The organism is Trinickia camelliae (genome assembly GCF_053525655.1).
In genome coordinates this window covers 203,570-227,683 of sequence record NZ_JBCHAA010000015.1, presented here as the reverse complement: position 1 = coordinate 227,683, position 24,114 = coordinate 203,570, and the positions used below count along the sequence as shown (strand labels likewise).

Genomic DNA, 24,114 nt, shown 5'->3' with positions numbered 1-24,114 from the left:
AGAAGATCAACGAGGGCTTCGATTTGATGAAGAGCGGCGAGTCGATTCGCTCGGTGGTTGTGTACTGACGTTCACGCAGTTTTTCCATCCGGCGTCTCCACCCGCCGGCGATAGCCACTGAGGCATCGGTGGGCGATATGGGTCACGTGCCCATATCGCTTTTTTTATGCACTCGACCTGCAAAATCAATACAACGTTTAACCGTGGCCACCGGAAGACTCGATCACATTAGGGTGGCCTGCATCGCTACTGTCCGCTTTCAATGCAACGTGCAGTGCCAGACCCATCGCTCCACCAACCAGCTCGGCGACGATAAAAGCCGGAGCACTCATCGGCGCAATGCCGGCAAAGCTATTACTGAACATGCGGCCAAAAACGGCCGCGGGGTTGGCGAACGACGTCGACGCCGTGAACCAATATGCCGCGCCGATGTATGCAGCCACGAGTATCGATGCGCGTCCGGCAGGTGCGCGCAGGATCACGAGCAGCAGTCCGGCGGTGGCCACGGCTTCCGCAATCCATTGGCCGGTTCCCGAGCGAACCTTGCCGGACAACTCGACGATCGGCAGATTGAACATCGCATGCGCGAGCCATGCGCCCAGCAGGGCGCCGATCAACTGCGCGGCGATATACGGCAGCAGCTCATACGCGCGTAATTCGCCACGCAGCATCATGACTGCGCTGACGACAGGATTGAAATGAGCGCCGCTCAAGGGTCCAAAGATCTCGATCAGCACATACAGGCCGCCCACCGTCGCCAGCGTGTTGGCGAGCAACGCGATCGCGACGTTGCCGCCTGCCAGACGCTCGGCCATGATGCCGGAGCCGATTACGACGGCGAGCAGCAAGGCTGTGCCAAGCAGTTCTGCAAGGACCTTGCGCTTCAGGCCAACCACAGTGTTCATGACTTGGAGAGGCTGGTGAGTGCGTGCTGCAACGCCTCGTTGCTCATCGCTTCCAATGGCAGAGCGAGAAGCTGCAGCATCCGATACCCAATCGCCTGGCGGGTGAGTTCGAATGCAATCCGCTTGCCCGTGTCGCCGCCCCGCGCATCGGACGGATCGGCATAGCCCCAGTGAACCTTCACCGGACTGCCGGGCCAGTAGGGACACGTCTCAGCGGCGGCACTGTCGCAGACGGTGATGACGATGCGCATGGCGGGGGCATCGTCACCGGCAAACTCGTCCCAGCTCTTGCTGCGATAGCCGCTCACGTCGATACCCGCCTGCGTGAGCACGTCGATAGCGAATGGATTCAGGCGGCCGCTTGGCGCGCTGCCCGCGCTGAAAGCGCGTACGTCCTTGCCTGACTTCGAGGCCAAGTGATTCAGCATGGCCTCGCCCAGCACGCTGCGCGCCGAGTTGTGCGTGCACAGGATCAATACGTTGGTTGTCATGCGTGCCTCGTCTCGTTCAATCGCTCGGGATTCAGCAGCACGACGACGATTTGCCTGATGACGGCGCACAGCGCGCGGCAACCTCGGAGGGCGGTGCGCTTGTCTGCGCATGGTGCGATCCACCGAACGTGGGAATGTCGCTCAGCGAGTGATACGACTCCCACGCGAGGCCTTGCGGGTCAACCGTCCAGTACTTGTTGGAGTTCACATAGCAGCAGGCCGCGCCGATCTGCGCGTCGACCGGCAACGCTGCGCCGTTTAGCCGATCGTGCATCTCCGCCAGTTCGGCTTCATTCTCGACCTGCACGCCAAGATGATCGACCCCGGGCGTGGCGCCGCGTTGCGAGATCGCGAAATTGATGCGCGGGTCATCGAGCATCCACTTCGCGTAGTCGCTCTTGACGACGGTAGGTTGGGCTGCGAACAACGCCGAGTAAAAGCGGATGCTCTCAGTGAGATCCGTGACGGCAACGTGGACGTGAAAACGCTTCATGACTGTCTCCGCTTGGAGGGGGAACACGCTGATATCGGCGAGCAGGGGTTGCCGCCACAGCAGTTCTCGGTGAGATAGGCCAGCAAGCCGTTCATCGTCTCGAAGTTCGCGCAGTAGAAGACGAACCTGCCTTCCTGCCGGCTGGTGACGAGTTGTGCGTGAGCCAGTTCCTTCAGGTGGAAGGAGAGGGACGACGGCGCGATGTCCAGCAGTGTGGCGATCTGGCCCGCAGGCAAGCCTTCAGGTCCGGCCTGCACCAATGAGCGAAAGACGGCGAGCCGGGACTCGTGTGCGAGTGCCGCCAGAGCGGCAACGGTTTGGGTGGTTTCCATATTTCAATGATAGTCGAAATATTGAAATGTGCAAACCGTTGGGGCCGCGTCATGGATCGAGCGGCCGAAAGGCGTTTAATTCGTTGAATCGATCCATACTAATTCCTCCCGGGAATTAATATGATGACAAATCAAGCCATTATCATTGATTCAGACATCACCCACACTCCAGCTTTCTCCACATGTTGAAGGACTGGTGTCATGAATATCGATCTTACTGGCCGCAAGGCGGTCGTTACCGGGTCAACGGCGGGTATCGGCCGAGCCATTGCAGAAGGGCTGGGACGCGCAGGCGCCGCGGTCGTCATCAACGGCCGCACAGAGAAGCGCGTCTCCACGGCGCTTAGGGAGCTTCGCGAACTCTTGCCGAAGACGGAGTTTACCGGCGTCATCGCAGATCTTGCGACCCCGGAAGGCGCGGCGGAGTTGTTCGCGCAGGCGCCGGTTGCGGACATTCTCGTCAACAATGTGGGGACTGGGCGTGCGAAGTCCTTCTTCGAAATTGAGGACAGCGAGTGGAACGATCTCTTCGAACTTAACGTCATGAGCGGCATTCGCGCCTCCCGCCACTATGTGCCGAACATGACGAAGCGCGGCTGGGGGCGCGTCGTCTTCATCAGCAGTGAGTCCGCGCTTGCCATCCCCAAGGACATGATCGACTACGCCACGACCAAGACCGCTCAGCTCGCTATTGCGAGGGGCTTGGCCGAGGTGGTCGGCGGAACGGGCGTCACTGTTAATTCGGTTCTCCCTGGTCCGACGAATTCGGAGATCATGGGTGGTTGGGCGCAGGCGAACGCAGATGCGCAAGGCATTACGCGCGAGGAAGCCGAGCAGCAGTTCCTGAAAACGCATCGCCCGACCACGCTCCTCAATCGCTTCGCGACAACCGAAGAAGTCGCAAACCTGGTCGTCTATGTCTGCTCGGAGCAGGCGTCGGCGACAACAGGTACTTCCTTGCGTGTCGACGGCGGTGTCGTTCGGACAATTGCATAGGGCGCACGCTTTTTCACTCGTCCAACGCGGCTTCGGGAAGGGACCAAACCATCGGTTCCCTCCCGGAGTAGATGCGCAGTGCCACGCGCTAGTGAAGGGGTGGTTTGGAGGACGCCCGGACTGACGCCACGCTTCCGAAGCATTACTTCTGCTCAATGCGTTCTGATATCCATCACGAAGCGCCTCGCCCGCTCGTGCTGCGGCTGTTGAAAGAACTCCCGCGGGCTCGCGCGTTCGAGGATCCTGCCTTCGTCCATGAAAATGACCCGATCGGCCACCTCACGCGCGAAGTTCATTTCGTGCGTGACACAAACCATGGTCATGCCGCTGCTCGCGAGCCGCTTCATGACGTGTAGCACCTCACCGACCATCTCTGGATCGAGCGCGCTGGTCGGCTCGTCGAACAGCATCACCGCGGGGTCCATCATCAGCGCACGCGCAATCGCCACGCGCTGTTGCTGGCCACCGGAGAGCGTGCCGGGAAAGGCACTGGCCTTGTGAGTCAAGCCGACTTTCTCGAGCAGCGCCAGCGCCTTCTCCAGGGCTTCACGACGCGCGCATTTTGACAGTTGCAACGGTGCGAGCGTCAGATTCGCCATCACGTTCATGTGCGGGAAAAGATTGAACTGCTGGAACACAAACCCGGCCTGCTTGCGCAGCGCATTGAGGTTGGTACCTTTCGCATGCACCGAAATGCCGTTCAGCATGATCGAGCCGCCGTCGATGCGGTCGAGCCCGTTGATGGTGCGAATCAGTGTCGACTTACCCGAGCCGGACGGCCCGCAAATGACGACGACTTCGCCACGCGCGACGTTCTCGTCGATGGAGCACAACACCTGATGGTGGCCGAACGACTTGTCGACCTTGCTCAATTCGATCACTTTATTCCCCGGCGATAGTCGATAGGACAGGCGGCTGCAGCGACGCCGCGCGAGCCGTGCGTCTGCGGTTCAGGCGCACTTCGAGGTAGCGCACGCTGCGCGTGAGCGCAAAGCAGATCACGAAGTAGGTTGCGGCCAGCAGCACGTACACTTGCAGCGGCCGTGTCAGCAACTGGCTGTTGACCTGGCTCGCCGCAAAAGTCAGTTCCTGCACGCCGATCACGTAGCCCAACGAGGTTTCCTTGATCGTCGAGATGAATTCGCTCAACATGCTCGGCAACACGTTGTAGAGCGCCTGAGGCACGATCACGCGCCGCAGTGCCGTGATGTAGCCGAGCCCCAGCGCGCGTGCCGCCTCGTATTGTCCGCGCGGAATCGCCTCGATGCCGGAGCGGATCACCTCGGACAGATACGCGGCCTGATAGATGATCAGCGCGCAGATCAGCGTCACGACGCCGGACACGGTCACGTGCGTGAGCGCCGGCAACAGGAAATACGCCCAAAAGATCAGCATCAGCAGCGGCATGCCCCGCACGAACTGCACGATGCCGAACGCGGGCCAGCGCAGCGCGCCGAATGGCGACGTGCGGCAGAGCGCGATCAGCAACGCGATCGGCAGCGATGCGGCGAGACACAGCAGCGCGATCAGCAGCGTCATCGTCACGCCGCCGAGCGGGCCTTGCGGATACTGGCCGACGAGGAACGTTTGCCAGTACTGGGCAAGGATCTCGATCATCGTCTCGCTCCCGCGGCATTGAAGCGGCGCGCGAGCACGGACCCGCAGAACATGATCGCGAACGCAATCGCCAGGTAAATGACCGTCGCGACCGCGAAGGCTTCGAACGTGCGGTACGTGCTGCTATCGACCTCCTTCGCCTCGTACGTCAGCTCCGCCACGCCGACGGCCATCGCGAGACTCGTGTTCTTGAAGAGCAGCAACGCCTGATTGACGAGAGGCGGCAGCGAAACGCGCAGCGCCTGTGGCAGGATTACCGTGCGCATCGTCAGCAGATAGCTCATGCCGAGCGCGCGTCCCGCCTCCGTCTGGCCGTGGGGAATGGCGCGCAAGCCGCTGCGCAGATCCTCGGAAACATAGGCCGCCGCGCAGAGCACGAGCGCCACCGCCGCGAGCGGAAATTCGCTGCCATGGCTGGCGAGGTAATCGCGCAGCGCAGCAGGAAAGAGGCTCGGTGCTGCGAAGTACCAGAACAGCAATTGCACGACGAGCGGTACATTGCGGTGATATTCGACGTACGCGGCGACCGCCGCGGCGCCACTGCGAACACCGCTTTGCCGGATGATGGCAAGCGCGGCGCCGAGAACGATGCTGCCCAACCACGCGACGACGAAGAGCGCGAGCGTGACGAGCGTGCCGTCGATGAACGCGCGCAGATAGTCGCCGTGCAGCACGGTTGCGAAATCGAACTGATAGTGCATGGAGAGACTCCTCGCCGGTTCCCTCGGTCAGCCCTGTATCGCCGCGACCTTGAAGCTGCGGCGGATCTTGTATTCGCTGCCGGCGCCGAGCCATCTGTCGAAGATCGCGGCGGCCTCGCCGGAGCGCTCCATCGCTTCCAGTGCATGATTCACGGCGTCGCGCAACGCGGGCTCGTTCTTACGGATGCCGATCCCCCATTGCTCCAAAAACACGGGCTGATCGATGATCGCGAGTGGCGCCGACGCATCCGCCTGACGCTGCATCTTGACCAGCGCGAGTTCGGACGCGCACAACCCATCAGCCTTGTGCTGCATGATCGACAGGAAGCCGCTCGTCGGATCGGGATAGCTGATGATGCTCGCCCGCGGCAGGAGCTTGCGTACCGCGGGTTCCGCCGACGAACCCTTGACCACCGCAATGCGCTTCGCGTCCATCTGGCCAAGCGAGGTTAGATTGGCATCCTTGCGCACCAGCAGCTTCGACGGGCCCGCGAAATAGGCATCGCTGAAGTCGATCTGTTGAGCCCGCTGCGCCGTGTAGCCGAGATTCGCCGCGACCACGTCCACCCGGCCTTGCAACAACTCGGGAATGCGCGCGTCGACGGCAATCAGCTTGATCTCCAGCTTGACCTTCAATGCGTCCGCGATGCCTTTGCAGAAGTTCACGTCGTAGCCGACGATCTCCCGGGTTTTCGGGTCCTGGAACGAGAACGGCGGCGCGGTGCCCAAGGTCCCGCAAATCAGGGTGCCGCGCTGCTTGATGTCGGCAAGTGCGTCGGCATGCGCGGCAACGCCGTGAACCAGCGCGAGAATGCTGGCGAGCAACGTGAGAAAGCGTTTCATGGTGTGAACGTCTCCAATATTGTGTTGTTAGCAACTCGCTAGCTGAGCGCGTCGCACGCGGACTTGATGCGGCGGCAGCCCTCCTTCACGGTCTCCAGCGCCGTAGCGAACGACACCCGGATCGACGGCGACACGCCGTAGGCCGAGCCTTCGAGCACCGCGACCTTCGCATGGTCGAGCAGATACGCGACGAAGTCCGCGTCGGAGCCTATCCGCGTCCCAGCCGGCGTGGTCTTGCCGATCACGCGCGCGCAACCGGGAAAGATGTAGAACGCGCCGGAGGGCCGCACGCAGTCGAGCAATTCGACGGTACTCAGAATCCGCATCGCCGCATCGAGCCGCTCGCGGAACGTCGCGACGCAATGCGCGACAAAATCCTGCGGGCCGGTCAGCGCGGCCGCGGCCGCTGCCTGGCTGATCGACGACACGCAACTGACGGTTTGCGACTGCAGCGTGGTCAACTGGCGAATCAGGTCCCTGGGACCCACGCCATAGCCGATTCGCCAGCCGGTCATTGCATACGTCTTCGACACGCCGTTCACCGACAGCGAGCGTTCAGCGAGCGCGGGGACCACTTCGAGCGGCGTCAGCGCTTTGCCCTCACCGTAATGGAAGTGCTCGTAGATATCGTCGCTGAGCAGCCACACCCGTTCGTGGGACAGAATCACCTCGGCGAGTTCGCGCAATTCGCGTTCGCTGTATGACGCGCCAGTGGGATTGTTCGGCGAATTCAGCACCACCCAGCGTGTGCGGGGCGTGATTGCGCGGTCGAGCTCGTCGGCGGTCAGCTTGTAGTCGCGTGCGGCCGATGCGCGGGCGATCACGGGCACGCCGTCGTTGAGCGCGACCATGTCGGGATACGACACCCAGTAGGGCGCCGGCACGACGACTTCGTCGCCGGCGTTGAGCGTCGCGGCGAACGCGTTGTGCAGGACCTGTTTCGCACCACTGCCGATAAAGACTTGCGCCGCATCGATCGCGACGCCATTTTCGCGCCGGTATTTCTGGGCCACGGCCTCGCGCAACGCGTGGGTACCCGCCGCGCCGGTGTATTTCGTGTCGCCGCGTGCGATCGCGTCGATGGCGGCGGCCTTCACGTGGTCGGGTGTATCGAAGTCCGGCTCACCGATCGACAGATCCAGGATCGTATGACCTTCGCGCATCAACTGCACCACGCGTTCGCGTGCCGAGCCGCTGGCCGATGGTCGAATACGCGACAGGCGTTCGGACGTGGGCGTCGTATTCGTGACCGTGCTCATTGGCGGACTCCCCGCAGGCTGGCGATGCGGGCGTCGACCCATGCGCGATTGACGGCATCGTTCGCAACGGCTTCGCTGAACGCACGTTCTTTATCGACGTGGCGGATTGCGCGTTCGAGCACGTCGGCGGCGTCGTCGGCGCGGATCGCGAGCACGCCATCCGCATCCGCGACGATCAGGTCGCCAGGAAACACCACCATGCCGTCGATCGTCACGACCGTGTTGATTTCTCCGGGACCATCCTTGTAGGGACCACGGTGGGTGACGCCCCGCGAATAGCAAGGAAAGCCCGCTTTGCGGAACGCCACCACATCGCGCACCGAGCCGTCGATGACGAAACCCGCCACGCCTCGTCGCTGCGCCATCTGCATCATCAGATCGCCGACCAGTGCATTGTCGCAAGCGCCACCGCCGTCCACCACCAGCACATCGCCAGCTTGCAGCACGTCGAAAGCCTTGTGGATCATCAGGTTGTCGCCCGGCCGCGTCCTGACCGTCACCGCGTTGCCGACGAGCGGCGCGTCGCCATGCCGCGGTACGAGATGCATGGTGCCCGTACAGCGACCAATACAGTCGCTCAACGCGGCAACCGGCAGGCCCGCGAAGGCCTCCCTTTGCCGCTCGCTCAGACCTTCCGCTCGCGGCTTTATGCGCAACCCCGTCTCCGTCATACCCGCCTCCTCGAAAAAGTGTGCTTTGCACTCGACCCTTGATGAGCGCAGTCTAGGCTTCGACAAAAATGCGAAAAAGCGATAAATTTTCTCGACGTATCAAGAAGAAAATTCCTGGAGCGTGCGATGCATCCAACGATCAAGCAATTGGAAGCCTTTCTGTCCACTGCCCGGCTGGGCAGCTTCAGTTCGGCGTCGGAGAGTCTGCACACGACGCAATCCGCCGTTTCGAAGCGCGTGGCGGAACTGGAGACGGCCTTATCTGTCGCCCTGTTCGAGCGCAGTCAGAAGCGCCCCGCGCTGACGGCAAAGGGCCGTGCGCTGCTGCCGCTCGCCGAGCAAGTCGTCGATCTGCTCGCCCGCATCGATGAAGAAGTGCTGGACCCCGATCCGTTTGCCGGACGCCTGCGCATCGGGGTGACCGAGATTTCGGCGTTGACGTGGCTACGACGCTTTATCGAACGCGCGCGCGAACTCTATCCACGTCTGACTATCGACCCCGAAGTGAACTCGAGCCGTACGCTGCTCGAACAGTTCGATGACAACGCATTGGATATTGCGGTCGTTCCGGAAGGCGATCGCTGGCCGGCCAGCTATTGCAGCGTCGCCGTCGGCACGCTACGAACCGCGTGGGTCGCAAGCCCTTCGCGAGTGGGCCGCAAGCGTCGCATCGCGCCGCGCGAATTGGCCGACTACCCGCTGCTGCTGCAAGCGACGTCGTCCGTGACCGCACGTATTCACGAAGCGTGGTTGAGGGAGCACGGCGTGTCCGCCCGCCTCGCGACCCGCACGAACAGCCTACCCGTGCTCGGACAGTTGACGATTGCCGGCCTAGGCCTCAGCGTGCTGCCGATGGAGTTCTTCCGGGAAGAGATTTCGAAGGGCCTGCTCGTGGTCCTCGACACTGGGAAGGCCTTGCCTCAACTCGACTATCACGCGATCTATCGACAAGAACGACGCGAGCCGATGTCAAAGATCGCCGCGCTGGTTGAAAGCCTGTGCGATTTTCACCGCGCATCCGACTAGGCAGGGGCTGCAATTCCAATCAATCGGACGACCGTAACTGGCCGTTCGCTGCCCCCCGCCAGTCGGATACACGGCAAGGGGCGCTAACGTCAATTACGGCGTTCCGTTCTTGCAATACGTCGTGAAGCCGGGTCGATCGGCAAGGCGGTCGAAATAGTCGGACACTGCAGGAAGGTGAGGATGCTCAAAAGGCGTGCTGAACCAGCGATTCACGGACAACCCGACAGGAATGTCGGCGAGGGTGAACTGCTCCCCGGCAACGAACGCGCCCGTGGTATCAAGACGACTATCCAGTATCCGCATGTGTCGGGTCCAGCTAGCGAGCGACGTTGCAATGTCTTCTTGCGCCTGATGCGCGGGCGATTTTCTGACCAATCCGAGAAAGGCGTAACTCCAAGACCGATTCAGGTCCGTTGCCTGCCAGTCCATCCACTGATCGACTCGTGCCCGCTTTGTTGGCTCGGCGGGATAAAGCGCTTCGCCACCGTAGCGCGAAGCCAGATAGCGAATGATGGAGTTCGACTCCCAAAGCACGAAGTCACCGTCCTTGATGACGGGCACAAGGCCATTGGGATTCAACGATAGAAACTCGGAAGTGTCAGTTTCCCTGAATCCCGTGCCCCAATCCTCGCGCTCGAAGGGAATCCTCAACTCGGCACACGCCCAGAGCACTTTGCGGACATTGATGGAAGATGCTTTTCCGAGAATCTTCAGCATGCGAGGCTCCGGTAGCTTGCCTGCGGTCAGGCAAGGCAAGAAATGAACTTGATGCAATGACCCTGTCAAACGTTCGCTAGCGCATCGATCGTTGCATCCAGCAGTGCGCGCAGTCGCGCGACGCGACGTAAATCACGGTGAAAGCCAAGCCAGACATCGCGACCCGGCGGCGCTTCGCCTAAATCGACCCGTCGGATGCCCGGCGTCGCATCGCCAAGCGGACATGGCAGCACGGCAAAGCCCGATCCTTCAGCACACATGCGCGCCTGTACTCCACGATTATTGCTGCCGAACGCGATCCTGGCCCGAGGCAGCATGCGCTTGACCCACTCGACGTCGGGCAGCGAGCCGAACTCGCTGTCCATGCTGATCAGCGTGTAGCCGTCACCCTCGCCACGTGACGGCGGGACGAGATCGACGTGCCCGTACAACGCATAGTCGATGCGCATCAGCTTGCGCTGGATGACGTCGGGTTCGTCGAACGGCGTGATGCGGAACAGCAGATCCGCCTCGCGCCGCGCGAGGTTGTAGAGGCGCGAATCCGTGACGAGTTCCAACGAGATGCCCGGGTGCTTCGCCAGAAAGCGCGCGAACACCGGCGTGAGTATGTGCAGGCCGAACCAGTCCGACGAAGAGACGCGCAGCAGACCCGTCAACTGGGTCTCTTTCCCGGTGAGCGCGCGCGTGAAGCCAAGCGCTTCCTCCTCCATTCGCTCGGCATAGGCGAGCACCGCCGAGCCCTCATCCGTCAGGACAAAACCATCGCTCGTGCGCTGGAACAGCGTATGCCCGAGCGCTTCTTCGAGTGCACGCAACCTGCGCCCCATGGTGGGCTGGGTCAGGCCCACGCGCTTCGCTGCTGCCCCCAGCGTGCCGCAGCGGGCAATCGCCAGAAAGATCCGGACATCGCCCCAATCCAGGTTGGCGTCATTCATTTTTGCATGGACCCTGTGCAGAAACGTTGATTTACATGCGTTCTAGCATAAATCATGATGAACGCATTGACCCGTTCGCTCGACGGGAAAGCAACCCGATAGGAACCCACCATGACCATGCAGGCGCTCGTCCTCAACCGCTACAACGGCCCGCTCGAATTGAACGAAATCTCGATGCCCGAACCCGCGCACGGCCAGGTGCGCGTGCGCATTGCCGCAAGCGGTCTCAATCCGCTCGACACCAAGATCCGTGCTGGCAGCGCAGCGCATGCGAAGCATCCGCTCCCGCTGGTGCTCGGCATCGATATGGCAGGCGTGGTCGATGCCGTCGGGCCGGGCGTGACCGCTTTCAAGGTCGGCGATGAGGTCTACGGTATGACGGGCGGCGTCGGTGGCATTCAGGGCTCGCTGGCCCAATATGCGGCGGTCGATGCCGACCTGCTTGCGATCAAGCCGGCCAACCTGTCGATGCGTGAATCCGCGGCGCTGCCCCTCGCGTTCATCACCTCCTATTCCGGCATTGTCGACCGGGCCCGTCTGCAAGCGGGCCAAACTGTGCTGGTGCAAGGCGGGGCAGGCGGTGTCGGGCATGTCTCGGTGCAATTGGCGCGCGCACTCGGCGCCCAGGTCTTTGCAACAGCGAGTTCACGCGACCACGATCTCGTTACGCGTCTGGGCGCTACGCCCATCGACTACCGGTCACAATCGGTCGAGCAGTATGTCGCATCGTTGACGCAGGACACCGGCTTCGACGTCGTGGTCGACACCGTCGGCGGCCCTTCGCTCGATGCGTCGTTTGCGGCGGTCAAGCATTTTGGCCATGTCGTCAGCGCGTTGGGTTGGGGTACGCATGCGCTGGCGCCCCTGTCGTTCCGAGAAGCGACGTACTCGGGAGTCTTCACCCTCTATCCGCTCCTGACGGGCATGCATCGGGCGCATCACGGAGCGATGCTGCGCGAGGCCACACGATTGATCGAAGCCGGCAAGCTCACGCCGAATCTCGATCCTCGACGGTTCGACCTGCGCTCCGCGGAACTCGCCTACGACGCCATCACGAACGCCACCGCACGCGGGAAAATCGTGGTGGACGTCGCGTGAGATCGAACGCGTCAGCTTCGCTGTGTCGATTCACGACTGTCAGGCGGGGCGGGTGCTGGCGGCCTTCAATCTATGCAGAAAATTGCGTGCGTGCTTGGCAAGCAAACCCGTTGCGCAGGATGCCACTACAATCCAGCACAGCGATTTGACAACCAGGACTTACGCCATGAAATACATTTCAGCGTCGATAGCTGCCGCGATCATCGTGGCCGCAAGCACCGCTGCGATAGCCCAAACATCCGGTGCCAGCAGCGATGCACCCCAACAGGAGTGCGCGCTCGGGTATGTCACCGGCATCGGTGGAACGGCCCAGAGCATGCGCGAATTCCTGGCGACGCCCGACAGAGACAGATATCGCTACCTCGCAGACCACCCGATGCAGTGTCAGATCTCCGACGAGGGGCGCGCGTCTGCCTGTACTGGTGTCACGAACCTTCGGCATGAACGCGCCAGCGTGTACGACGACAGCGGCGGCGCGACGATGGTCGTGGTCGCTCGCGTGGAACTCGACCAGGGGACCTACCCGGTGATGATCGTCGTGTCAAAGCAGGATATGCATTGCGACAAGTGAGTGAGCCTGGTGGCGTGCCATGGCAAACATGCTGAGCGCGGCGACGATAGCGGGAATCGCGACCAGGACGAACATGATGGGCAGGCCCAGATGCATCGCCAACAGTACGCCACCGACCATCGAGCCCACGATCGAACCCACCCGGCCAATGCCGAGTGCCCAGCTCACGCCGGAGACGCGGCTGGCGGTCGGGTAGTAGGCCGCCGCCAGTGCATTGACGCCGGTCTGCGAGCCGCCCGTCCCAAGGCCTGCCCCAAAGACTGCGAACACCAGCATCGGCAACGATGAAGCGACGCCGATGAGTACGATAAACACGGCGGCAATCATGTAGGAACTGGCGAGCACCAGACAGGGACTATGTCTGTCCATCAGGCGGCCGATCAGCACGGCGCCCACCGTGCTACCCAGGGGCAGCGCCGCGGCGACCAATGCAGTCATTCCCAGAGGGACGCCGGTGTTGTTGATGACCGTCGGCAGCCAGCTGGTGAGCAGGTAATACACCAGCAGACTCATGAAGAAAGTGATCCAAAGGCAGACGGTGCCGACGATCACGCTTTTGCCGAAAAGGCTGCGTACGGGAGAGCCCTTGACCTTGTTCTCGGGGACGGTGAACGTCGCGTTGTCGAACGCCTCTTGCGGCGCGATGCGCCGGAGCGTGCGCGCCACTTGCTCCTGCTTTCGGCCGGACAACGCCAGGTAGCGGACGGACTCGGGCAGAAGCCATACCAGAACCGGCACCAGTACCAACGGCATGGCGCCGCCGAATAACAGCACGCCCTGCCAGCCATGCAGGGGCATGATCTGCGAGGCGACCACGCCTCCTGATGCTCCGCCTAACGTGAAGCCGCAGAACATGCTCGTCACCAATAGCGAGCGCTGTTTCTCGGGACCGAATTCGGATGTCAATGTAATGGCCGTCGGCATGGCTCCGCCAAGACCCAGGCCGGTCAGGAATCGCAAGAGTATGAGTTCACGCAGAGAGGTCGCGTAGGCAGACCACAGGCACAGTAGGCCGAACAGCGTCACTGAAAGGCAGAGTATCGGCTTGCGCCCAAACCGGTCGGCAAGCGGGCCGAACAGCAGCGCACCAAGCATCAGGCCAAACAAGCCGGCGCCGAACATAGGCGCCAACTGAAGCGCGCTCAACGCCCATTGCTTCCTGATGGCAGGCGCTATAAATCCGGCGCTTGCGGTATCGAAACCGTCGAACGCGACTGCCAGGAAACACAGCGCGACGATCAGAAGCTGATACGTCGACAGCTTGTGCGAGTTGATGAAGTCTTGAACATCGACCGTTCTGATCGTCGCCATGGCGTTCTCCCTCCAGTGGCCTCGATGTTGTTCTTGCGCGATCAGCGATGAACCGGGTCGCGCGTCAGGTTTGAAACTCTGGAATGTCGGGTTTGGCGCCCCACATGCAAAAGCCGGTCGGATCGAATGGGAACTGGCGGGGGCAATACGTCGCCTCCTCGTCCGGCCTGATCAGGCGAACGCCTGTCGAATATTCATAAGTCATTCCGTCAGGCCCCTCGAAGTAGAGGAAGATGGCGCCCGACGTTGGATGCCGCCCGGGTCCGAACCGAATGGGGATCCCTCGTTCACGCAGGGTGTACCAGGCGCGCATGACGTCGTCGATGCTTTGAACCTGGTGATTGATATGTTGAATGCCGGCGAACGAGGACGGAAAGAGGGCGATCCGGTGATGGACTTCGTCGATTCTCAGCAGCGGCGCGGATCCGATCCAGTCGCTCACGCGCGCATTGCACAGCGTGGTCCAGAAGATCTCGTCGCGGCGGGGGTCGCTGGTGCGCAGACCGACGTGACTGAAGCCGGTGATGCCGGCGTCGCGCGACGGAAAATAGCGGCGGCCGCTATGCAGCGCGCCGAACACCAATTCGATCTGGTTGCCCGACGGATCCTTGAAGCTGATGAAGGCGCGTACGCGACGTTGATCGCACTCGTCGCGGCTGCCGGCATGTACGCGGAAATTGTTCTGCTCCAACATCGTGGCTGCTTGCTCGAGCGCCTCGTTCGTGACGACATCGAATGCGATCGTATGGTCGCTTGGATCGCCCTCGAAATAGACCAGCGTGTGATCGCGGTCATCGGAGCGCAGGTAGACCCACCCACTCTCGCGGCGCACCAGCTGTAATCCGAGGATATCGGCCGCGTACTTCGCCGCGGCGTCGAGGTCACGGGTACCGAGCCGAACATATCGGAGTTCGTGCAGATTGATCATGAGCGGGGACCCTGAGGTTCGCCTCTCTCCAAGAATAGGTTGCCGGTTTTATCACCGCAACGGAGATAGAACGATTGCCGTCTACGGATGTTGAAAGGGCAACCTCCTGTCGCGCACATTCTCAAGGCAGGGCGGCCGCCGCGACTGGATGCGCTTGACCTGCCGCAGCCAGCAGCGAGACCGCAGCGGGATCGGGCAAGCCGTTGGAGTCGATGGCGCCTGCTGTCGCCAGCAAGCCGAGGTCACTGTCGACGCCGCTTTGCCCGACGACAAACGGTGTCGTCAGAAACGCCGGTGTGCTCAGCGTCACCGCGTAGTGTTGCTGCAGATTCGCGACGACTGCCGATTGCGCAGACAGTACATCGTTCTGGTTTGCCAGCACCTGCTGGAACAGCGCGTTGCTCGGGAAGCCCGCGATCAGACCGGCCTCGCTCGTGCCGAGTTGCGAAGCGAGGTAGACGAGTATCAGCTCGGTTTCAGGCGTCGTGTTGAATGTGCCGCCGGCGAATGCGACCGAATGCAGGGTCGTGCCGCCGGAGGTGACGGTGATGATGCAGGGGAGCGCGGCGTTGAACGTGGCGCTGTAGCGTCCGCCGCCGTCCGACAGGGCGCCGCCCGACCCCTGCACACAGCTGAAGTTGACGCTTGCGCTGGCGAGTGCCTTGCCGGTGGCGGCGGTGCCGGAGACGGTGACGTTTGGCGGTTCGTTTCCGCCGCCGCAGCCGCCGCCATCGGAACTGACACAGACGGTGCCGCCGCACGCGACGAGCGCTGCGCAGGAAACCACGCAAAGCGTCGTCAGCGCCGGCCGGACGAACCGTGCATCGTGAGTGCTCATGGTTGCCTGCGATCCGTGGAAAGGGATAAAGCGACCGGTTCTACGCTAAGGGACCGGCATGACGATTTGATTTTAGGCTCCATGGCCGAAAACCGTTCGTGTCATACGGCACGTAGCGTATGTGCAGTCCTTATGAATCCGCCTGCCGTGGCGTGGTGCGATGACGTGCGAGGAAGCGGTCCAATTGTCCCGCGAACGTTTTACTGTCGTTTGGAGAGTAGGGTGTGGGGCCGCCCGTCTCGACGCCTGAACTGCGCAACTGATCCATCACATCGCGCATCGTAAGACGCTCCTGGATATTTTCACGGCTAAACCAGATTCCGCGCGGATCGAGCACATGCGCGCCCTTGTGGAGGGCCGCGGCGGCCAGAGGGATGTCCGCCGTAATCACGAGATCGCCGTCCTGGACCAGCTCGACGATGCGGTTATCCGCAGCGTCAAAACCTGCCGGCACTTGCAGCGCTTTGATAAAGGGGGAAGGTGGCGTTCGCAAATACTGATTCGCGACCAGCGTGACGCAGATTTCGACGCGCCGCGCGGCTCGAAACAACATCTCCTTGACGACAACTGGACACGCGTCTGCATCAACCAGCACTTGCATTGCCGTATCTCCGATAGCGAAAGGGGCAGTCATATTAACGCTCGCGCGTTCGGCGACGTATGGCGAGTCGATAGTCAAAAGAAAAAGCCCGCACTGCGGCGGGCTAAATCCATATCAATGGGAGACATGGAGGAGACGAAACTCAGTATAAACCCTCAAGCCTGCGATGCAAGGCGATGAATACACATCGCCTTTTTCAGTTGCTTTAACCAAAATCGATCGAAATTACATTAACAACTGCTGCCATACCGCCGATAGTATTAAGTAAATCACTGCGCATAACCCGATATAGCGTCTACGTCACGCTCGATTTCCGCATGCCTCCCGTTCCGATGCTCGCCGATCGTGCTGAGCGTCTGACGAATAAGAACGAATAAGAACATTTCGAAGCAGACCGGCAGTCCCATACAGGAGGCAATATGCACATCGGTGTTCCAAAGGAGATCAAGAACCACGAGTATCGCGTCGGTCTCACGCCGTCTTCCGTGCGTGAGATCGTCGCGCACGGACACAGCGTGGACGTCGAAACAGGCGCGGGCGCAGGCATCGGTGCAACGGATGACGCGTACCGGGCCGCGGGTGCGAAGGTTGTGCCTACCGCCGAAGCGGTATTCGCCGCTGCCGACATGATCGTCAAAGTGAAAGAGCCACAGGCGCCCGAGCGTGCGCTGCTGCGCCGAGGACAAATTCTGTTCACCTATCTGCACCTCGCGCCGGACCCGGAGCAGTGCGCCGATCTCGTCCGAAGCAACGCGGTCTGTATCGCCTACGAGACCGTCACGCAACGGGGCGGCGGACTGCCGCTGCTTGCGCCGATGTCCGAGGTTGCGGGCCGCATGTCGATTCAGGCGGGCGCGTACAGCCTGGAACGCGCGCACGGCGGCAAGGGCATGCTGCTTGGCGGCGTGGCGGGCGTGCCCCCCGCGAAGATCGTGATCCTTGGCGCGGGCGTGGTCGGCAGCAATGCCGCGCAGATGGCTGTCGGCACGGGTGCGCAGGTCGTCGTGATCGACCGCAATGTCGATGCGCTGCGTCGCATGGACCGGCTGCTGGGCGCACGCGTGATCACCGTGTATTCGAATCAGGACAATATCGAACGCCACGTGCTCGATGCCGACCTCGTGATCGGCGGTGTGCTCGTGCCGGGCGCCGCTGCGCCCAAACTCATCACGCGCAAGATGGTGGAGGCGATGAGCCCGGGCTCCGTCATCGTCGATGTCGCGATCGACCAGGGGGGATGCTGCGAAACGGCGAAGCCTACGACTCACGCGGACCCCACGTACAAGGTCGGCGAAGTCGTGCACTACTGTGTCGCCAACATGCCTGGCGGTGTGCCGCGCACGTCCACTTACGCGTTGAACAACGCGACGCTGCCCTTTGTCCTGCAAATCGCCGACCAGGGCTGGCGCAAGGCGCTGACCGATGACGAACATCTGCGTCGTGGCCTGAATGTCGCGTTCGGCAAGGTGACCTGTCCCGAGGTTGCCGAAGCATTGGGCTACACCTGCGAGGACGCAGGCGCCATTGCTGCTGAATAGTGGAAACATGGAGACGAAGCGCGGGCGGTTTATCCGGCCGCGCTTCGTCTCTATGACACGACGTTGACAGATTAAGTCGAATTCAAGAAAGGTCCTATCCCGGATGCGTGTTGGCTATTGGGCGGTCGCTGCATACACTGCGCCGATCGTTTCGTTCAGCTACCCACACCCGGAGTTAAGACGTGAAGAAGTATCGCTTTGCATTCTCTACGCTCGGCTTGCTTGCCGCGGCATCTGCGGCGCATGCACAGAGTTCCGTGACGTTGTACGGATTAATCGACGCGGGCCTGATGTATTCGAACAATGTCGGCGGTCATTCGCTTTGGCAGGCAACGAGCGGCAACATCAGCGGCAGCCGTTTCGGCCTGCGCGGCTCGGAGGACCTCGGGGGCGGCCTCAAGGCGGTGTACGTGCTCGAGAACGGCTTCAACGCGCAGAACGGCAAGTTGGGCCAAGACGGTCGCCTGTTCGGTCGACAAGCCTACGTGGGCCTTAGCAGCGCTCAGTTCGGCACGCTGACGCTCGGCCGCCAGTACGATTCGCTAGTCGACTTCGTGTCACCCCTGTCGGGTACCTCGGGCACGTTCGGCGATACCGGCTTCGCCCACCCGTTCGACAATGACAACCTGAACCACTCGATGCGCATGAGCAATGCGGTCAAGTACACGAGCAACAACTATGCGGGGTTCAAGTTCGGCGGTCTGTACGCGCTCTCGAACAACAATAACTTCTCGAATAACCGTGCATACAGCGTGGGTGCGAGCTACAACTATGGTCCGCTGAACGTGGCGGCGGGTTATCTGCAAATCAACGGCTCGAATGGCGCGAATGCGGGCACTACGGGATCGGGAGCGGTCGATACGGCCGAGACGACGTTCAAGGGGGCCGATGGGGGCTTTGTTTTGGGCGCAGGCTCGCAACGCGTGGCTGGCGGCGGTCTTGGCTATACGTTCGGTCCAGCGAAGGTCGCTTTCGTGTACACGCATAGCGAATTCGAAAATTCGACCTCGTTCGGCGCACAAGGCGGCAACGTAAGCTTCAACAACTATGAAGTGAACAGTAAGTACAGCGTATTGCCGGATTTGTCAGTCGGGGTCGCTTACACCTACACGGACGGCCACGTCGACGGCACGACGACTTTCGGCGCGGACCCCAAGTGGAACACCGTCGATTTCCAGACGGTCTATTCGCTATCGCTGCGCACCGACGTCTATCTCGAAGCGATGTACCAACACGCGACGGGACACGGCTACGTCGCCTTTCTGCCGACCTCGGGCGGGGCCTCGTCAACGGCTAATCAGGTCGTAGGCACTATCGGCATGCGCACGCGGTTCTGATTTCCCCCGGGCGCGCTTCTGATGCCCGACTTGTCCCGAAGGGGCAGGTCGGGCATTTAGCTAAACGGCCCAATGAGCACGCGCGCCGCCACGCGTGAAAGGCGCGGGCGGCGCGCTATAGGCAGATTACGGGTGGGAGTACATCGCATTCCAATCGTTCTTCGATACAGCCGGACGGCCCGCCTGCGATGTGCCAGGTGCCGCACCGCCATAACCGCTTGCTTGTGCGTTCGTAGCAGCGACCTTCGCTTCGGCCGCCAAGAGGTCCTCAGGGTAATGCGGATCTGCGCCTGCGCTCGGGCGCCAGCCCGCCTGCTCGAGTTGAACGAGTTCCGCGCGAACCTGAGCGCGGGTGACAGGACTATTCGATTGAGCGAACGAGATGGCCGGAACGATTAAGGCCGTGGCGACGACAACGGCTCGAATTGCGGATTGCATGATATTGGACTCCATTAGGTTGCGATGTATGGCGGCTTAATTTCGGCAGCCAGTGAACACAGTCTAAGAGGTCCAAAGCGGATGATTAAGAGGGTAGCGCCGAAGGGATCCTTTCGAAGTGCAAAGGAATCAACTTGCCTTGACCGTTTGGCCCGGCAGCATTGTTCCGGTTTCCTGAAACCGCGCGTGCCAAGCGAACGCTTCGCGCAGCACGTGCGGCGTCTGACCGCCAAAGCGCAGCGCATCGCGATAGTAGTCGCGCAGCAGATCGCGATAGAGCGGATGCACGCACTTGTCGATGATCAGCGAGGCGCGCTCACGCGGCGCGAGTCCGCGCAGGTCTGCGAGACCGATTTCCGTCACGACGATATCGACGTCATGCTCGTTATGATCGACGTGCGGCACCATCGGCACGACGCTCGAGATCGCGCCGTCCTTAGCGATCGACTTTGTCGCGAAGATCGCGCACGACGCGTTGCGCGCGAAATCACCCGAACCGCCGATGCCGTTCATCATGTGCGTGCCGCCGACATGCGTCGAATTCACGTTGCCGTAGATGTCGAACTCGAGCGCCGTGTTCAGCGCGATCAGGCCAAGGCGGCGAATCACTTCCGGATGGTTGCTGACTTCCTGAGGACGCAGCACGAGCCGGTCGCGATAGCGCGCAAGATCGCCGAGCACCTGCGCCTGGCGCTTTTCGGACAATGTAATCGACGCGCCCGACGCGAACGTGACCTTGCCCATGTCCATCAAATCGAAGGTCGAATCCTGCAGGACTTCCGAGTAGATCGAAAACGGCTCGAACGGCGACTCGACGAAGCCGGCCAGTACCGCATTCGCGATCGTGCCGATACCGGCTTGCAGCGGCGGCAAGGGAGACGGCATGCGTCCAAGCGACACCTCATGCTGTAAAAAGTCGATCAGATGACCGGCGATGCGCGCCGTGTCTTCGTCAGCGGGCAACACGGTCGACGGGCTGTCGGATGTGTTGGTGATGACGATGGCGGCGATTTTTTCGGGCGGAATCTCGATGGCGGTCGTGCCGACGCGGTCGCTCGGGCGCACGATCGGCAGCGGATCGCGATGCGGGCGGCGTCCGGGAATCCAGATGTCGTGCAGGCCTTCAAACGCGAGCGGTTGGGCCAGATTGATTTCGACGATGACCTTGTCCGCGAGAATGGCGAAGCTCGCCGAATTGCCGACCGAGGTCGAGGGCACGATGGCGCCTGTTTCCGTGATCGCGACGGCTTCGATGATCGCGACGTCCAGCTTGCCGAGCTGACCTGCGCGCAGCATCTCGACGGTCTCGGACAGATGCTGGTCGACGAACATCACTTCGCCGCGATTGATCGCGCGGCGCAACGTGCTGTCGACCTGAAACGGCAAGCGGCGCGCAAGCACGCCGGCATCCGTCAACACGCTGTCGACGCCGTGACCAAGCGATGCGCCCGTCATCAGCGTGATACGCAGTGGCTTGCCTTCGTTGCGTGCACGCTCGGCCAGTGCGACGGGCACGGCCTTCGCGTCGCCAGCGCGTGTGAAACCGCTCGCGCCCACGCGCATCCCATTGTCGATCAGCAACGCTGCCTGCGCCGCCGACACGATCTTGCCGCGCAATGCGGCACAGCGAATCCGGTCTTCGTACACGATGAATGTCTCTCCATTGCCACGCTCATGGCAGCCGGCGCGCTCATCTTGTTGTTCGTGTGTGTCGTCCGGCTGCCGCTTTATGCTCTGTTGCGGGTACTACGTGATGCCACTCGGTTTAGCTACCGAAATACATCACGCAGAAGCCGTTGGGGCCGACACAGTCGTCAGCTTTCTTTGCCGGCTTCGGCGCGGGACGCTGCGCTGCCGGTTGCTCGACGCGCGGTGCATTTGCCTGGGTAGCCTGTTGCGCGTTATCGCTCGCCGGCGCTGTTTGCGCATGCGCGAGGGCAGCAGCCGACAAGGAACAGGCGATCAGGACCAACTTCAGCGCTTTCATGACAATCTCTCCAGTTGTTTCGATGACTGCGGAGGCAGTGATCCAACTATAGGACTGGGGTCGGCGGGGATTAAGAGGGGTAGGCGGAAGGCATTCTTCCAAATTGCAGCAAGATCGTTTCGCTGCGGGTGGACTCAACGCGCGTCGAAGGGTGCGTCTTTATCGAGCAGCGCCGTGCGGATGAAATGCAGGCAACAGAGGATGCGTTGCTGGTCGTGCCGCTTGTCACGGTCACTGTGAACGGCCTCCAACACCTGCTGCACGTCACGCGTCGCCGCGCGCACCGAACTCCGAGCGAGTTCCACGCGGGCCTTGTCAGGCTGCTCGAAGAGCGCCGCGAGGTCGCGCGTGACGCGTTCGAGCGAAGGCTTCCACTGTGAATGCAGTTGCGGGGCGTACGCAGCGCGCTCGGCTTCGCCGCGCAGGTCGATGAGGGCGTGACCGACTTCGAGTGTCGCGAGCATCCACCTGAGCGCGTGGCGATGCCGTCGCGACCGCTTGGGCAACAACATGCGCAGTTGGTGCATCAGATCGTGCGTGCTCGACTGAAAGCGCTGCGCGAGCCCTGCCAGCGGCGCCGTGCAGGCGAGGGTGACCTGACTGCGCAGGTCGCCCTCGATGCGTGTGATCAGCCACGGCATCTGCACGGGAAAGACGATTGCGGCGCCGGCCGTCGCCGTGAGCATCGATACGACAATCGCCATGCCGTTGTTGATCAGCAGATCCGGCGCGTAAGCGACGACGTTGTCAGGCGCGGCGAGCAGACAGAAGAAGACGGTGAAGCCGACGCCGTATCCGGCGGTTTTCGTTCGCGACGCCAAGAAGACGCCCGCAGCGAGCACGGGCGCGAGCGTCGCGCAGAGCAGGGGAAAACCGTCGATGGCCGGATAGACGTAGCACGTGACGAGATAGCCGGCGATCACCGCGCACGCTGCGCCGATGGCCATCTGCAAGGCGAGCTTGACGGGATTCGGCGCGGACGACGTCAGCGCGCAAGTCAGCGCCGCGCCGATCACGGCCATGCCGCCGCTCGGCCAGTCCGTCGCGATCCAGAACCAGCTGACGGCGCCGACGACAGCCGCCGTGCGCGCGAACGTGCAGGCGACGACGAACCCGTTGGTCCGGCTGACGTACCGCACGGGCGTGCGTTCGCGCGCCGGATTGTGATTGTTTTCCAGCGACGCATACGTATCGATGTATCGAATGAACTCGACCACGAAGCGATGCAGCAACTCGCCCGCTGTGTCGTAGTCCGGCAAACATTGCGGCTCGCTCGATTCCAGCGGACCCCGCGTGGCGCGCATTCTCGCGGGCAGCGTCGACTGGAAGCGCTTGAGTCTCATCGCGACGCGGGCCGCATCGGCGGAAATGAAGCGTCGTTCCTTGTCTGCGCCAAGCAATCGAGAAAGCTCGTGAAAATATGGCTCAATCGATTGCACAACGAGCGCCGACCGGCTATTGCGCAGACGCTTCTTCAACTGATGCAACGCATGCAGGCGCGCGCAGACGTCCATGAACTCGTGGTTCAACCGTGCAAGCACCTGGCTGCGCGAACGCATGCCGGGGTCCTCGAAGGCGGCAAACGCGCGTGTCGCCTCGAAGCCCACCACTTCATCGACGAGACCCGCGAAAAAGCGCTCCGATGTGCCCCGTTCGACCGCCCCGTCCAGCACTCGCACGGCGAAGCCAGTAAAGTCGAGATGTCTCGTTTGCAGCGCGTTTTGCAACGCCAGGCTGGATCGGCGTGGCGCGATCAACGCGCTGACCGCAGCTGAGCAGAGGATGCCGACCGCCACTTCCGCCGCGCGCGTCAGCGCGGCGAGGAACAGGCCGTTCGGCTCCATCACGCTCGGAATGCCGATCAACGCAGCCGTGTAGCCAGCCAGCACGAAACCGTACCACCGAAAATGCCGATACCGGACCGCGGCCGCCACACAAGCGCCCATCCAGACCGTGATGCCGAGCATATAAAGCTCGGGCTGCTGCGCGAACAACGCGCCGAGCAGCAACGCGGCCAGCATCCCGGCCAGCGTGCCGGCAATCCGATAGAAGCTCTTCGCGAGCACCATCCCGCTGAAGGGCTGCATCAGGACGAAAACGGTCGTCATTGCCGTGCGCGGCTGCTGCAGTTCAAGCAGCATGGCGATGCCTAGCGCCAGCAGTGCCGCCGTCACGGTCTTGACGAGATGGAGCCAGATGAGGCCATCGGTGGCCGCCCAGTTTTCACTCGCGTCGACGATCGCGCGCCACGTCACCGATTGCAACATGAGCGCGGACCGTCCGAGCGCGGAACGTCCAAAAGACGTATCGGACGACGCTTGCTTCGTCGCATACTGGCGTTTCATCGATTGAGACTGCGGTTGACTATGGTCCGAGGAATGCGGTAGCTGGATAGCCACATGCCTTCCGTGAAGGCGCCGATTGTAGGAGCGCGCGATGCGTGAATTAAGGGGAGGAGTCGGAAGCGTCCTTTCCAGATCT

General features: G+C 61.9%; 26 protein-coding genes. 6 read left to right on the top strand and 20 right to left on the bottom strand.

Annotation, left to right across the window (positions count from 1 at the left end):
• Window positions 1-197: 197 nt before the first annotated feature.
• Genes AAHK20_RS24200 through AAHK20_RS24185 form a run of 4 tightly spaced genes read right to left on the bottom strand, consistent with a single transcriptional unit; the run spans window position 198 to window position 2,221 of the window.
• The gene (locus tag AAHK20_RS24200) at window positions 198-905 is read right to left on the bottom strand and encodes an aquaporin (protein WP_449184033.1); all 708 of its coding nucleotides are present in this window, start codon (window positions 903-905) and stop codon (window positions 198-200) included.
• The gene (locus AAHK20_RS24195) at window positions 902-1,396 is read right to left on the bottom strand and encodes an arsenate reductase ArsC (protein ID WP_449184032.1); all 495 of its coding nucleotides are present in this window, start codon (window positions 1,394-1,396) and stop codon (window positions 902-904) included. The genes AAHK20_RS24200 and AAHK20_RS24195 overlap by 4 nt, the downstream gene beginning before the upstream one ends.
• 31 nt (window positions 1,397-1,427) lie before the next feature.
• Entirely contained in the window at window positions 1,428-1,889 is a 462-nt protein-coding gene (locus tag AAHK20_RS24190; RefSeq protein ID WP_449184031.1) for an ArsI/CadI family heavy metal resistance metalloenzyme, read from the bottom strand.
• Window positions 1,886-2,221 carry an ArsR/SmtB family transcription factor gene (locus AAHK20_RS24185; RefSeq protein WP_449184030.1) on the bottom strand — a complete coding sequence of 112 codons (336 nt, stop codon included), beginning with the start codon at window positions 2,219-2,221 and terminating at the stop codon, window positions 1,886-1,888. The genes AAHK20_RS24190 and AAHK20_RS24185 overlap by 4 nt, the downstream gene beginning before the upstream one ends.
• Window positions 2,222-2,422: 201 nt before the next feature.
• Between AAHK20_RS24185 and AAHK20_RS24180 the strand changes: the two genes are divergently transcribed.
• Window positions 2,423-3,217: an SDR family NAD(P)-dependent oxidoreductase gene (locus AAHK20_RS24180; RefSeq protein ID WP_449184029.1), complete on the top strand. Its 795-nt coding sequence runs from the start codon at window positions 2,423-2,425 to the stop codon at window positions 3,215-3,217.
• 152 nt (window positions 3,218-3,369) lie between these two features.
• Here the strand turns inward: AAHK20_RS24180 and AAHK20_RS24175 are convergent, their stop codons facing one another.
• The 6 genes from AAHK20_RS24175 to AAHK20_RS24150 are packed head-to-tail and all read right to left on the bottom strand — an operon-like array spanning window position 3,370 to window position 8,308.
• The gene (locus tag AAHK20_RS24175) at window positions 3,370-4,098 is read right to left on the bottom strand and encodes an amino acid ABC transporter ATP-binding protein (RefSeq protein ID WP_449184028.1); all 729 of its coding nucleotides are present in this window, start codon (window positions 4,096-4,098) and stop codon (window positions 3,370-3,372) included.
• Window position 4,099: 1 nt separating this feature from the next.
• Window positions 4,100-4,834, bottom strand: coding sequence for an amino acid ABC transporter permease (locus tag AAHK20_RS24170; protein WP_449184027.1), 735 nt, complete (start codon window positions 4,832-4,834; stop codon window positions 4,100-4,102).
• Window positions 4,831-5,535: an amino acid ABC transporter permease gene (locus AAHK20_RS24165; protein ID WP_449184026.1), complete on the bottom strand. Its 705-nt coding sequence runs from the start codon at window positions 5,533-5,535 to the stop codon at window positions 4,831-4,833. The genes AAHK20_RS24170 and AAHK20_RS24165 overlap by 4 nt, the downstream gene beginning before the upstream one ends.
• Before the next feature lie 27 nt (window positions 5,536-5,562).
• Window positions 5,563-6,378, bottom strand: a complete 816-nt coding sequence (locus tag AAHK20_RS24160) for an ABC transporter substrate-binding protein (RefSeq protein WP_449184024.1) — start codon at window positions 6,376-6,378, stop codon at window positions 5,563-5,565.
• A gap of 38 nt (window positions 6,379-6,416) precedes the next feature.
• On the bottom strand, window positions 6,417-7,637 hold the full coding sequence (locus tag AAHK20_RS24155; RefSeq protein WP_449184023.1) for an aminotransferase class I/II-fold pyridoxal phosphate-dependent enzyme: 1,221 nt from the start codon (window positions 7,635-7,637) through the stop codon (window positions 6,417-6,419).
• Window positions 7,634-8,308 (bottom strand): RraA family protein, encoded by a 675-nt coding sequence (locus AAHK20_RS24150; protein WP_449184022.1) that lies wholly within the window; start codon window positions 8,306-8,308, stop codon window positions 7,634-7,636. The genes AAHK20_RS24155 and AAHK20_RS24150 overlap by 4 nt, the downstream gene beginning before the upstream one ends.
• A gap of 126 nt (window positions 8,309-8,434) precedes the next feature.
• On the opposite strand from AAHK20_RS24150, the gene AAHK20_RS24145 reads away from it, so the two are divergent.
• Window positions 8,435-9,334 carry a LysR family transcriptional regulator gene (locus AAHK20_RS24145; RefSeq protein ID WP_449184021.1) on the top strand — a complete coding sequence of 300 codons (900 nt, stop codon included), beginning with the start codon at window positions 8,435-8,437 and terminating at the stop codon, window positions 9,332-9,334.
• A 93-nt stretch (window positions 9,335-9,427) separates the two neighbouring features.
• On the opposite strand, the gene AAHK20_RS24140 is transcribed toward AAHK20_RS24145, so the two are convergent.
• Window positions 9,428-10,051, bottom strand: coding sequence for a glutathione S-transferase family protein (locus AAHK20_RS24140; protein WP_449184020.1), 624 nt, complete (start codon window positions 10,049-10,051; stop codon window positions 9,428-9,430).
• Window positions 10,052-10,116: 65 nt separating this feature from the next.
• The gene (locus AAHK20_RS24135; protein WP_449184019.1) at window positions 10,117-10,986 is read right to left on the bottom strand and encodes a LysR family transcriptional regulator; all 870 of its coding nucleotides are present in this window, start codon (window positions 10,984-10,986) and stop codon (window positions 10,117-10,119) included.
• Window positions 10,987-11,097: 111 nt separating this feature from the next.
• Between AAHK20_RS24135 and AAHK20_RS24130 the strand changes: the two genes are divergently transcribed.
• Both AAHK20_RS24130 and AAHK20_RS24125 read left to right on the top strand, forming a co-directional pair.
• Complete coding sequence (locus tag AAHK20_RS24130; RefSeq protein WP_449184018.1) at window positions 11,098-12,084, top strand: zinc-dependent alcohol dehydrogenase family protein; 987 nt, start codon at window positions 11,098-11,100, stop codon at window positions 12,082-12,084.
• Between the two features lie 166 nt (window positions 12,085-12,250).
• Entirely contained in the window at window positions 12,251-12,655 is a 405-nt protein-coding gene (locus AAHK20_RS24125) for a hypothetical protein (RefSeq protein ID WP_449184017.1), read from the top strand.
• On the opposite strand, the gene AAHK20_RS24120 is transcribed toward AAHK20_RS24125, so the two are convergent.
• The 4 genes from AAHK20_RS24120 to AAHK20_RS24105 all read right to left on the bottom strand — a co-directional run bounded on the left by AAHK20_RS24120 (window position 12,626) and on the right by AAHK20_RS24105 (window position 16,333).
• Window positions 12,626-13,966 carry an MFS transporter gene (locus AAHK20_RS24120; RefSeq protein WP_449184016.1) on the bottom strand — a complete coding sequence of 447 codons (1,341 nt, stop codon included), beginning with the start codon at window positions 13,964-13,966 and terminating at the stop codon, window positions 12,626-12,628. The genes AAHK20_RS24125 and AAHK20_RS24120 overlap by 30 nt on opposite strands.
• A 64-nt stretch (window positions 13,967-14,030) precedes the next feature.
• The gene (locus AAHK20_RS24115) at window positions 14,031-14,894 is read right to left on the bottom strand and encodes a VOC family protein (protein ID WP_449184015.1); all 864 of its coding nucleotides are present in this window, start codon (window positions 14,892-14,894) and stop codon (window positions 14,031-14,033) included.
• A gap of 121 nt (window positions 14,895-15,015) precedes the next feature.
• Window positions 15,016-15,732 (bottom strand): hypothetical protein, encoded by a 717-nt coding sequence (locus AAHK20_RS24110; RefSeq protein WP_449184014.1) that lies wholly within the window; start codon window positions 15,730-15,732, stop codon window positions 15,016-15,018.
• Window positions 15,733-15,862: 130 nt separating this feature from the next.
• Entirely contained in the window at window positions 15,863-16,333 is a 471-nt protein-coding gene (locus AAHK20_RS24105; protein WP_449184013.1) for a YaiI/YqxD family protein, read from the bottom strand.
• A gap of 419 nt (window positions 16,334-16,752) precedes the next feature.
• On the opposite strand from AAHK20_RS24105, the gene ald reads away from it, so the two are divergent.
• Both ald and AAHK20_RS24095 read left to right on the top strand, forming a co-directional pair.
• Window positions 16,753-17,871 (top strand): alanine dehydrogenase, encoded by a 1,119-nt coding sequence (gene ald, locus AAHK20_RS24100; protein ID WP_449184012.1) that lies wholly within the window; start codon window positions 16,753-16,755, stop codon window positions 17,869-17,871.
• Window positions 17,872-18,053: 182 nt separating this feature from the next.
• A complete protein-coding gene (locus AAHK20_RS24095; RefSeq protein WP_449184011.1) occupies window positions 18,054-19,208 on the top strand; it encodes a porin in 1,155 nt (384 codons plus the stop codon).
• Between the two features lie 126 nt (window positions 19,209-19,334).
• On the opposite strand, the gene AAHK20_RS24090 is transcribed toward AAHK20_RS24095, so the two are convergent.
• From AAHK20_RS24090 to AAHK20_RS24075, 4 genes are all read right to left on the bottom strand, one after another.
• Window positions 19,335-19,661: a DUF4148 domain-containing protein gene (locus AAHK20_RS24090; protein WP_449184010.1), complete on the bottom strand. Its 327-nt coding sequence runs from the start codon at window positions 19,659-19,661 to the stop codon at window positions 19,335-19,337.
• 114 nt (window positions 19,662-19,775) lie between these two features.
• Window positions 19,776-21,293, bottom strand: coding sequence for a succinyl-CoA:acetate CoA-transferase ScpC (gene scpC, locus AAHK20_RS24085; protein ID WP_449184009.1), 1,518 nt, complete (start codon window positions 21,291-21,293; stop codon window positions 19,776-19,778).
• A 118-nt stretch (window positions 21,294-21,411) separates the two neighbouring features.
• Window positions 21,412-21,633, bottom strand: a complete 222-nt coding sequence (locus AAHK20_RS24080; protein ID WP_449184008.1) for a hypothetical protein — start codon at window positions 21,631-21,633, stop codon at window positions 21,412-21,414.
• Window positions 21,634-21,767: 134 nt separating this feature from the next.
• The gene (locus AAHK20_RS24075) at window positions 21,768-23,978 is read right to left on the bottom strand and encodes an FUSC family protein (RefSeq protein WP_449184007.1); all 2,211 of its coding nucleotides are present in this window, start codon (window positions 23,976-23,978) and stop codon (window positions 21,768-21,770) included.
• Window positions 23,979-24,114 lie beyond the last annotated feature (136 nt).

What these genes read in the sequence shown, in the direction of transcription:
- AAHK20_RS24170 (WP_449184027.1), bottom strand. Translation starts at nt 4,834, where the DNA reads ATGATCGAGATCCTTGCCCAGTACTGGCAAACGTTCCTCGTCGGCCAG.
- AAHK20_RS24145 (WP_449184021.1), top strand. Translation starts at nt 8,435, where the DNA reads ATGCATCCAACGATCAAGCAATTGGAAGCCTTTCTGTCCACTGCCCGG.
- AAHK20_RS24090 (WP_449184010.1), bottom strand. Translation starts at nt 19,661, where the DNA reads ATGGAGTCCAATATCATGCAATCCGCAATTCGAGCCGTTGTCGTCGCC.
- AAHK20_RS24135 (WP_449184019.1), bottom strand. Translation starts at nt 10,986, where the DNA reads ATGAATGACGCCAACCTGGATTGGGGCGATGTCCGGATCTTTCTGGCG.
- AAHK20_RS24125 (WP_449184017.1), top strand. Translation starts at nt 12,251, where the DNA reads ATGAAATACATTTCAGCGTCGATAGCTGCCGCGATCATCGTGGCCGCA.
- AAHK20_RS24140 (WP_449184020.1), bottom strand. Translation starts at nt 10,051, where the DNA reads ATGCTGAAGATTCTCGGAAAAGCATCTTCCATCAATGTCCGCAAAGTG.
- AAHK20_RS24165 (WP_449184026.1), bottom strand. Translation starts at nt 5,535, where the DNA reads ATGCACTATCAGTTCGATTTCGCAACCGTGCTGCACGGCGACTATCTG.
- AAHK20_RS24185 (WP_449184030.1), bottom strand. Translation starts at nt 2,221, where the DNA reads ATGGAAACCACCCAAACCGTTGCCGCTCTGGCGGCACTCGCACACGAG.
- AAHK20_RS24115 (WP_449184015.1), bottom strand. Translation starts at nt 14,894, where the DNA reads ATGATCAATCTGCACGAACTCCGATATGTTCGGCTCGGTACCCGTGAC.
- AAHK20_RS24130 (WP_449184018.1), top strand. Translation starts at nt 11,098, where the DNA reads ATGACCATGCAGGCGCTCGTCCTCAACCGCTACAACGGCCCGCTCGAA.
- AAHK20_RS24105 (WP_449184013.1), bottom strand. Translation starts at nt 16,333, where the DNA reads ATGCAAGTGCTGGTTGATGCAGACGCGTGTCCAGTTGTCGTCAAGGAG.
- AAHK20_RS24200 (WP_449184033.1), bottom strand. Translation starts at nt 905, where the DNA reads ATGAACACTGTGGTTGGCCTGAAGCGCAAGGTCCTTGCAGAACTGCTT.
- AAHK20_RS24120 (WP_449184016.1), bottom strand. Translation starts at nt 13,966, where the DNA reads ATGGCGACGATCAGAACGGTCGATGTTCAAGACTTCATCAACTCGCAC.
- AAHK20_RS24180 (WP_449184029.1), top strand. Translation starts at nt 2,423, where the DNA reads ATGAATATCGATCTTACTGGCCGCAAGGCGGTCGTTACCGGGTCAACG.
- AAHK20_RS24075 (WP_449184007.1), bottom strand. Translation starts at nt 23,978, where the DNA reads ATGAAACGCCAGTATGCGACGAAGCAAGCGTCGTCCGATACGTCTTTT.
- AAHK20_RS24150 (WP_449184022.1), bottom strand. Translation starts at nt 8,308, where the DNA reads ATGACGGAGACGGGGTTGCGCATAAAGCCGCGAGCGGAAGGTCTGAGC.
- AAHK20_RS24155 (WP_449184023.1), bottom strand. Translation starts at nt 7,637, where the DNA reads ATGAGCACGGTCACGAATACGACGCCCACGTCCGAACGCCTGTCGCGT.
- AAHK20_RS24190 (WP_449184031.1), bottom strand. Translation starts at nt 1,889, where the DNA reads ATGAAGCGTTTTCACGTCCACGTTGCCGTCACGGATCTCACTGAGAGC.
- ald (WP_449184012.1), top strand. Translation starts at nt 16,753, where the DNA reads ATGCACATCGGTGTTCCAAAGGAGATCAAGAACCACGAGTATCGCGTC.
- AAHK20_RS24195 (WP_449184032.1), bottom strand. Translation starts at nt 1,396, where the DNA reads ATGACAACCAACGTATTGATCCTGTGCACGCACAACTCGGCGCGCAGC.
- AAHK20_RS24080 (WP_449184008.1), bottom strand. Translation starts at nt 21,633, where the DNA reads ATGAAAGCGCTGAAGTTGGTCCTGATCGCCTGTTCCTTGTCGGCTGCT.
- AAHK20_RS24110 (WP_449184014.1), bottom strand. Translation starts at nt 15,732, where the DNA reads ATGAGCACTCACGATGCACGGTTCGTCCGGCCGGCGCTGACGACGCTT.
- AAHK20_RS24160 (WP_449184024.1), bottom strand. Translation starts at nt 6,378, where the DNA reads ATGAAACGCTTTCTCACGTTGCTCGCCAGCATTCTCGCGCTGGTTCAC.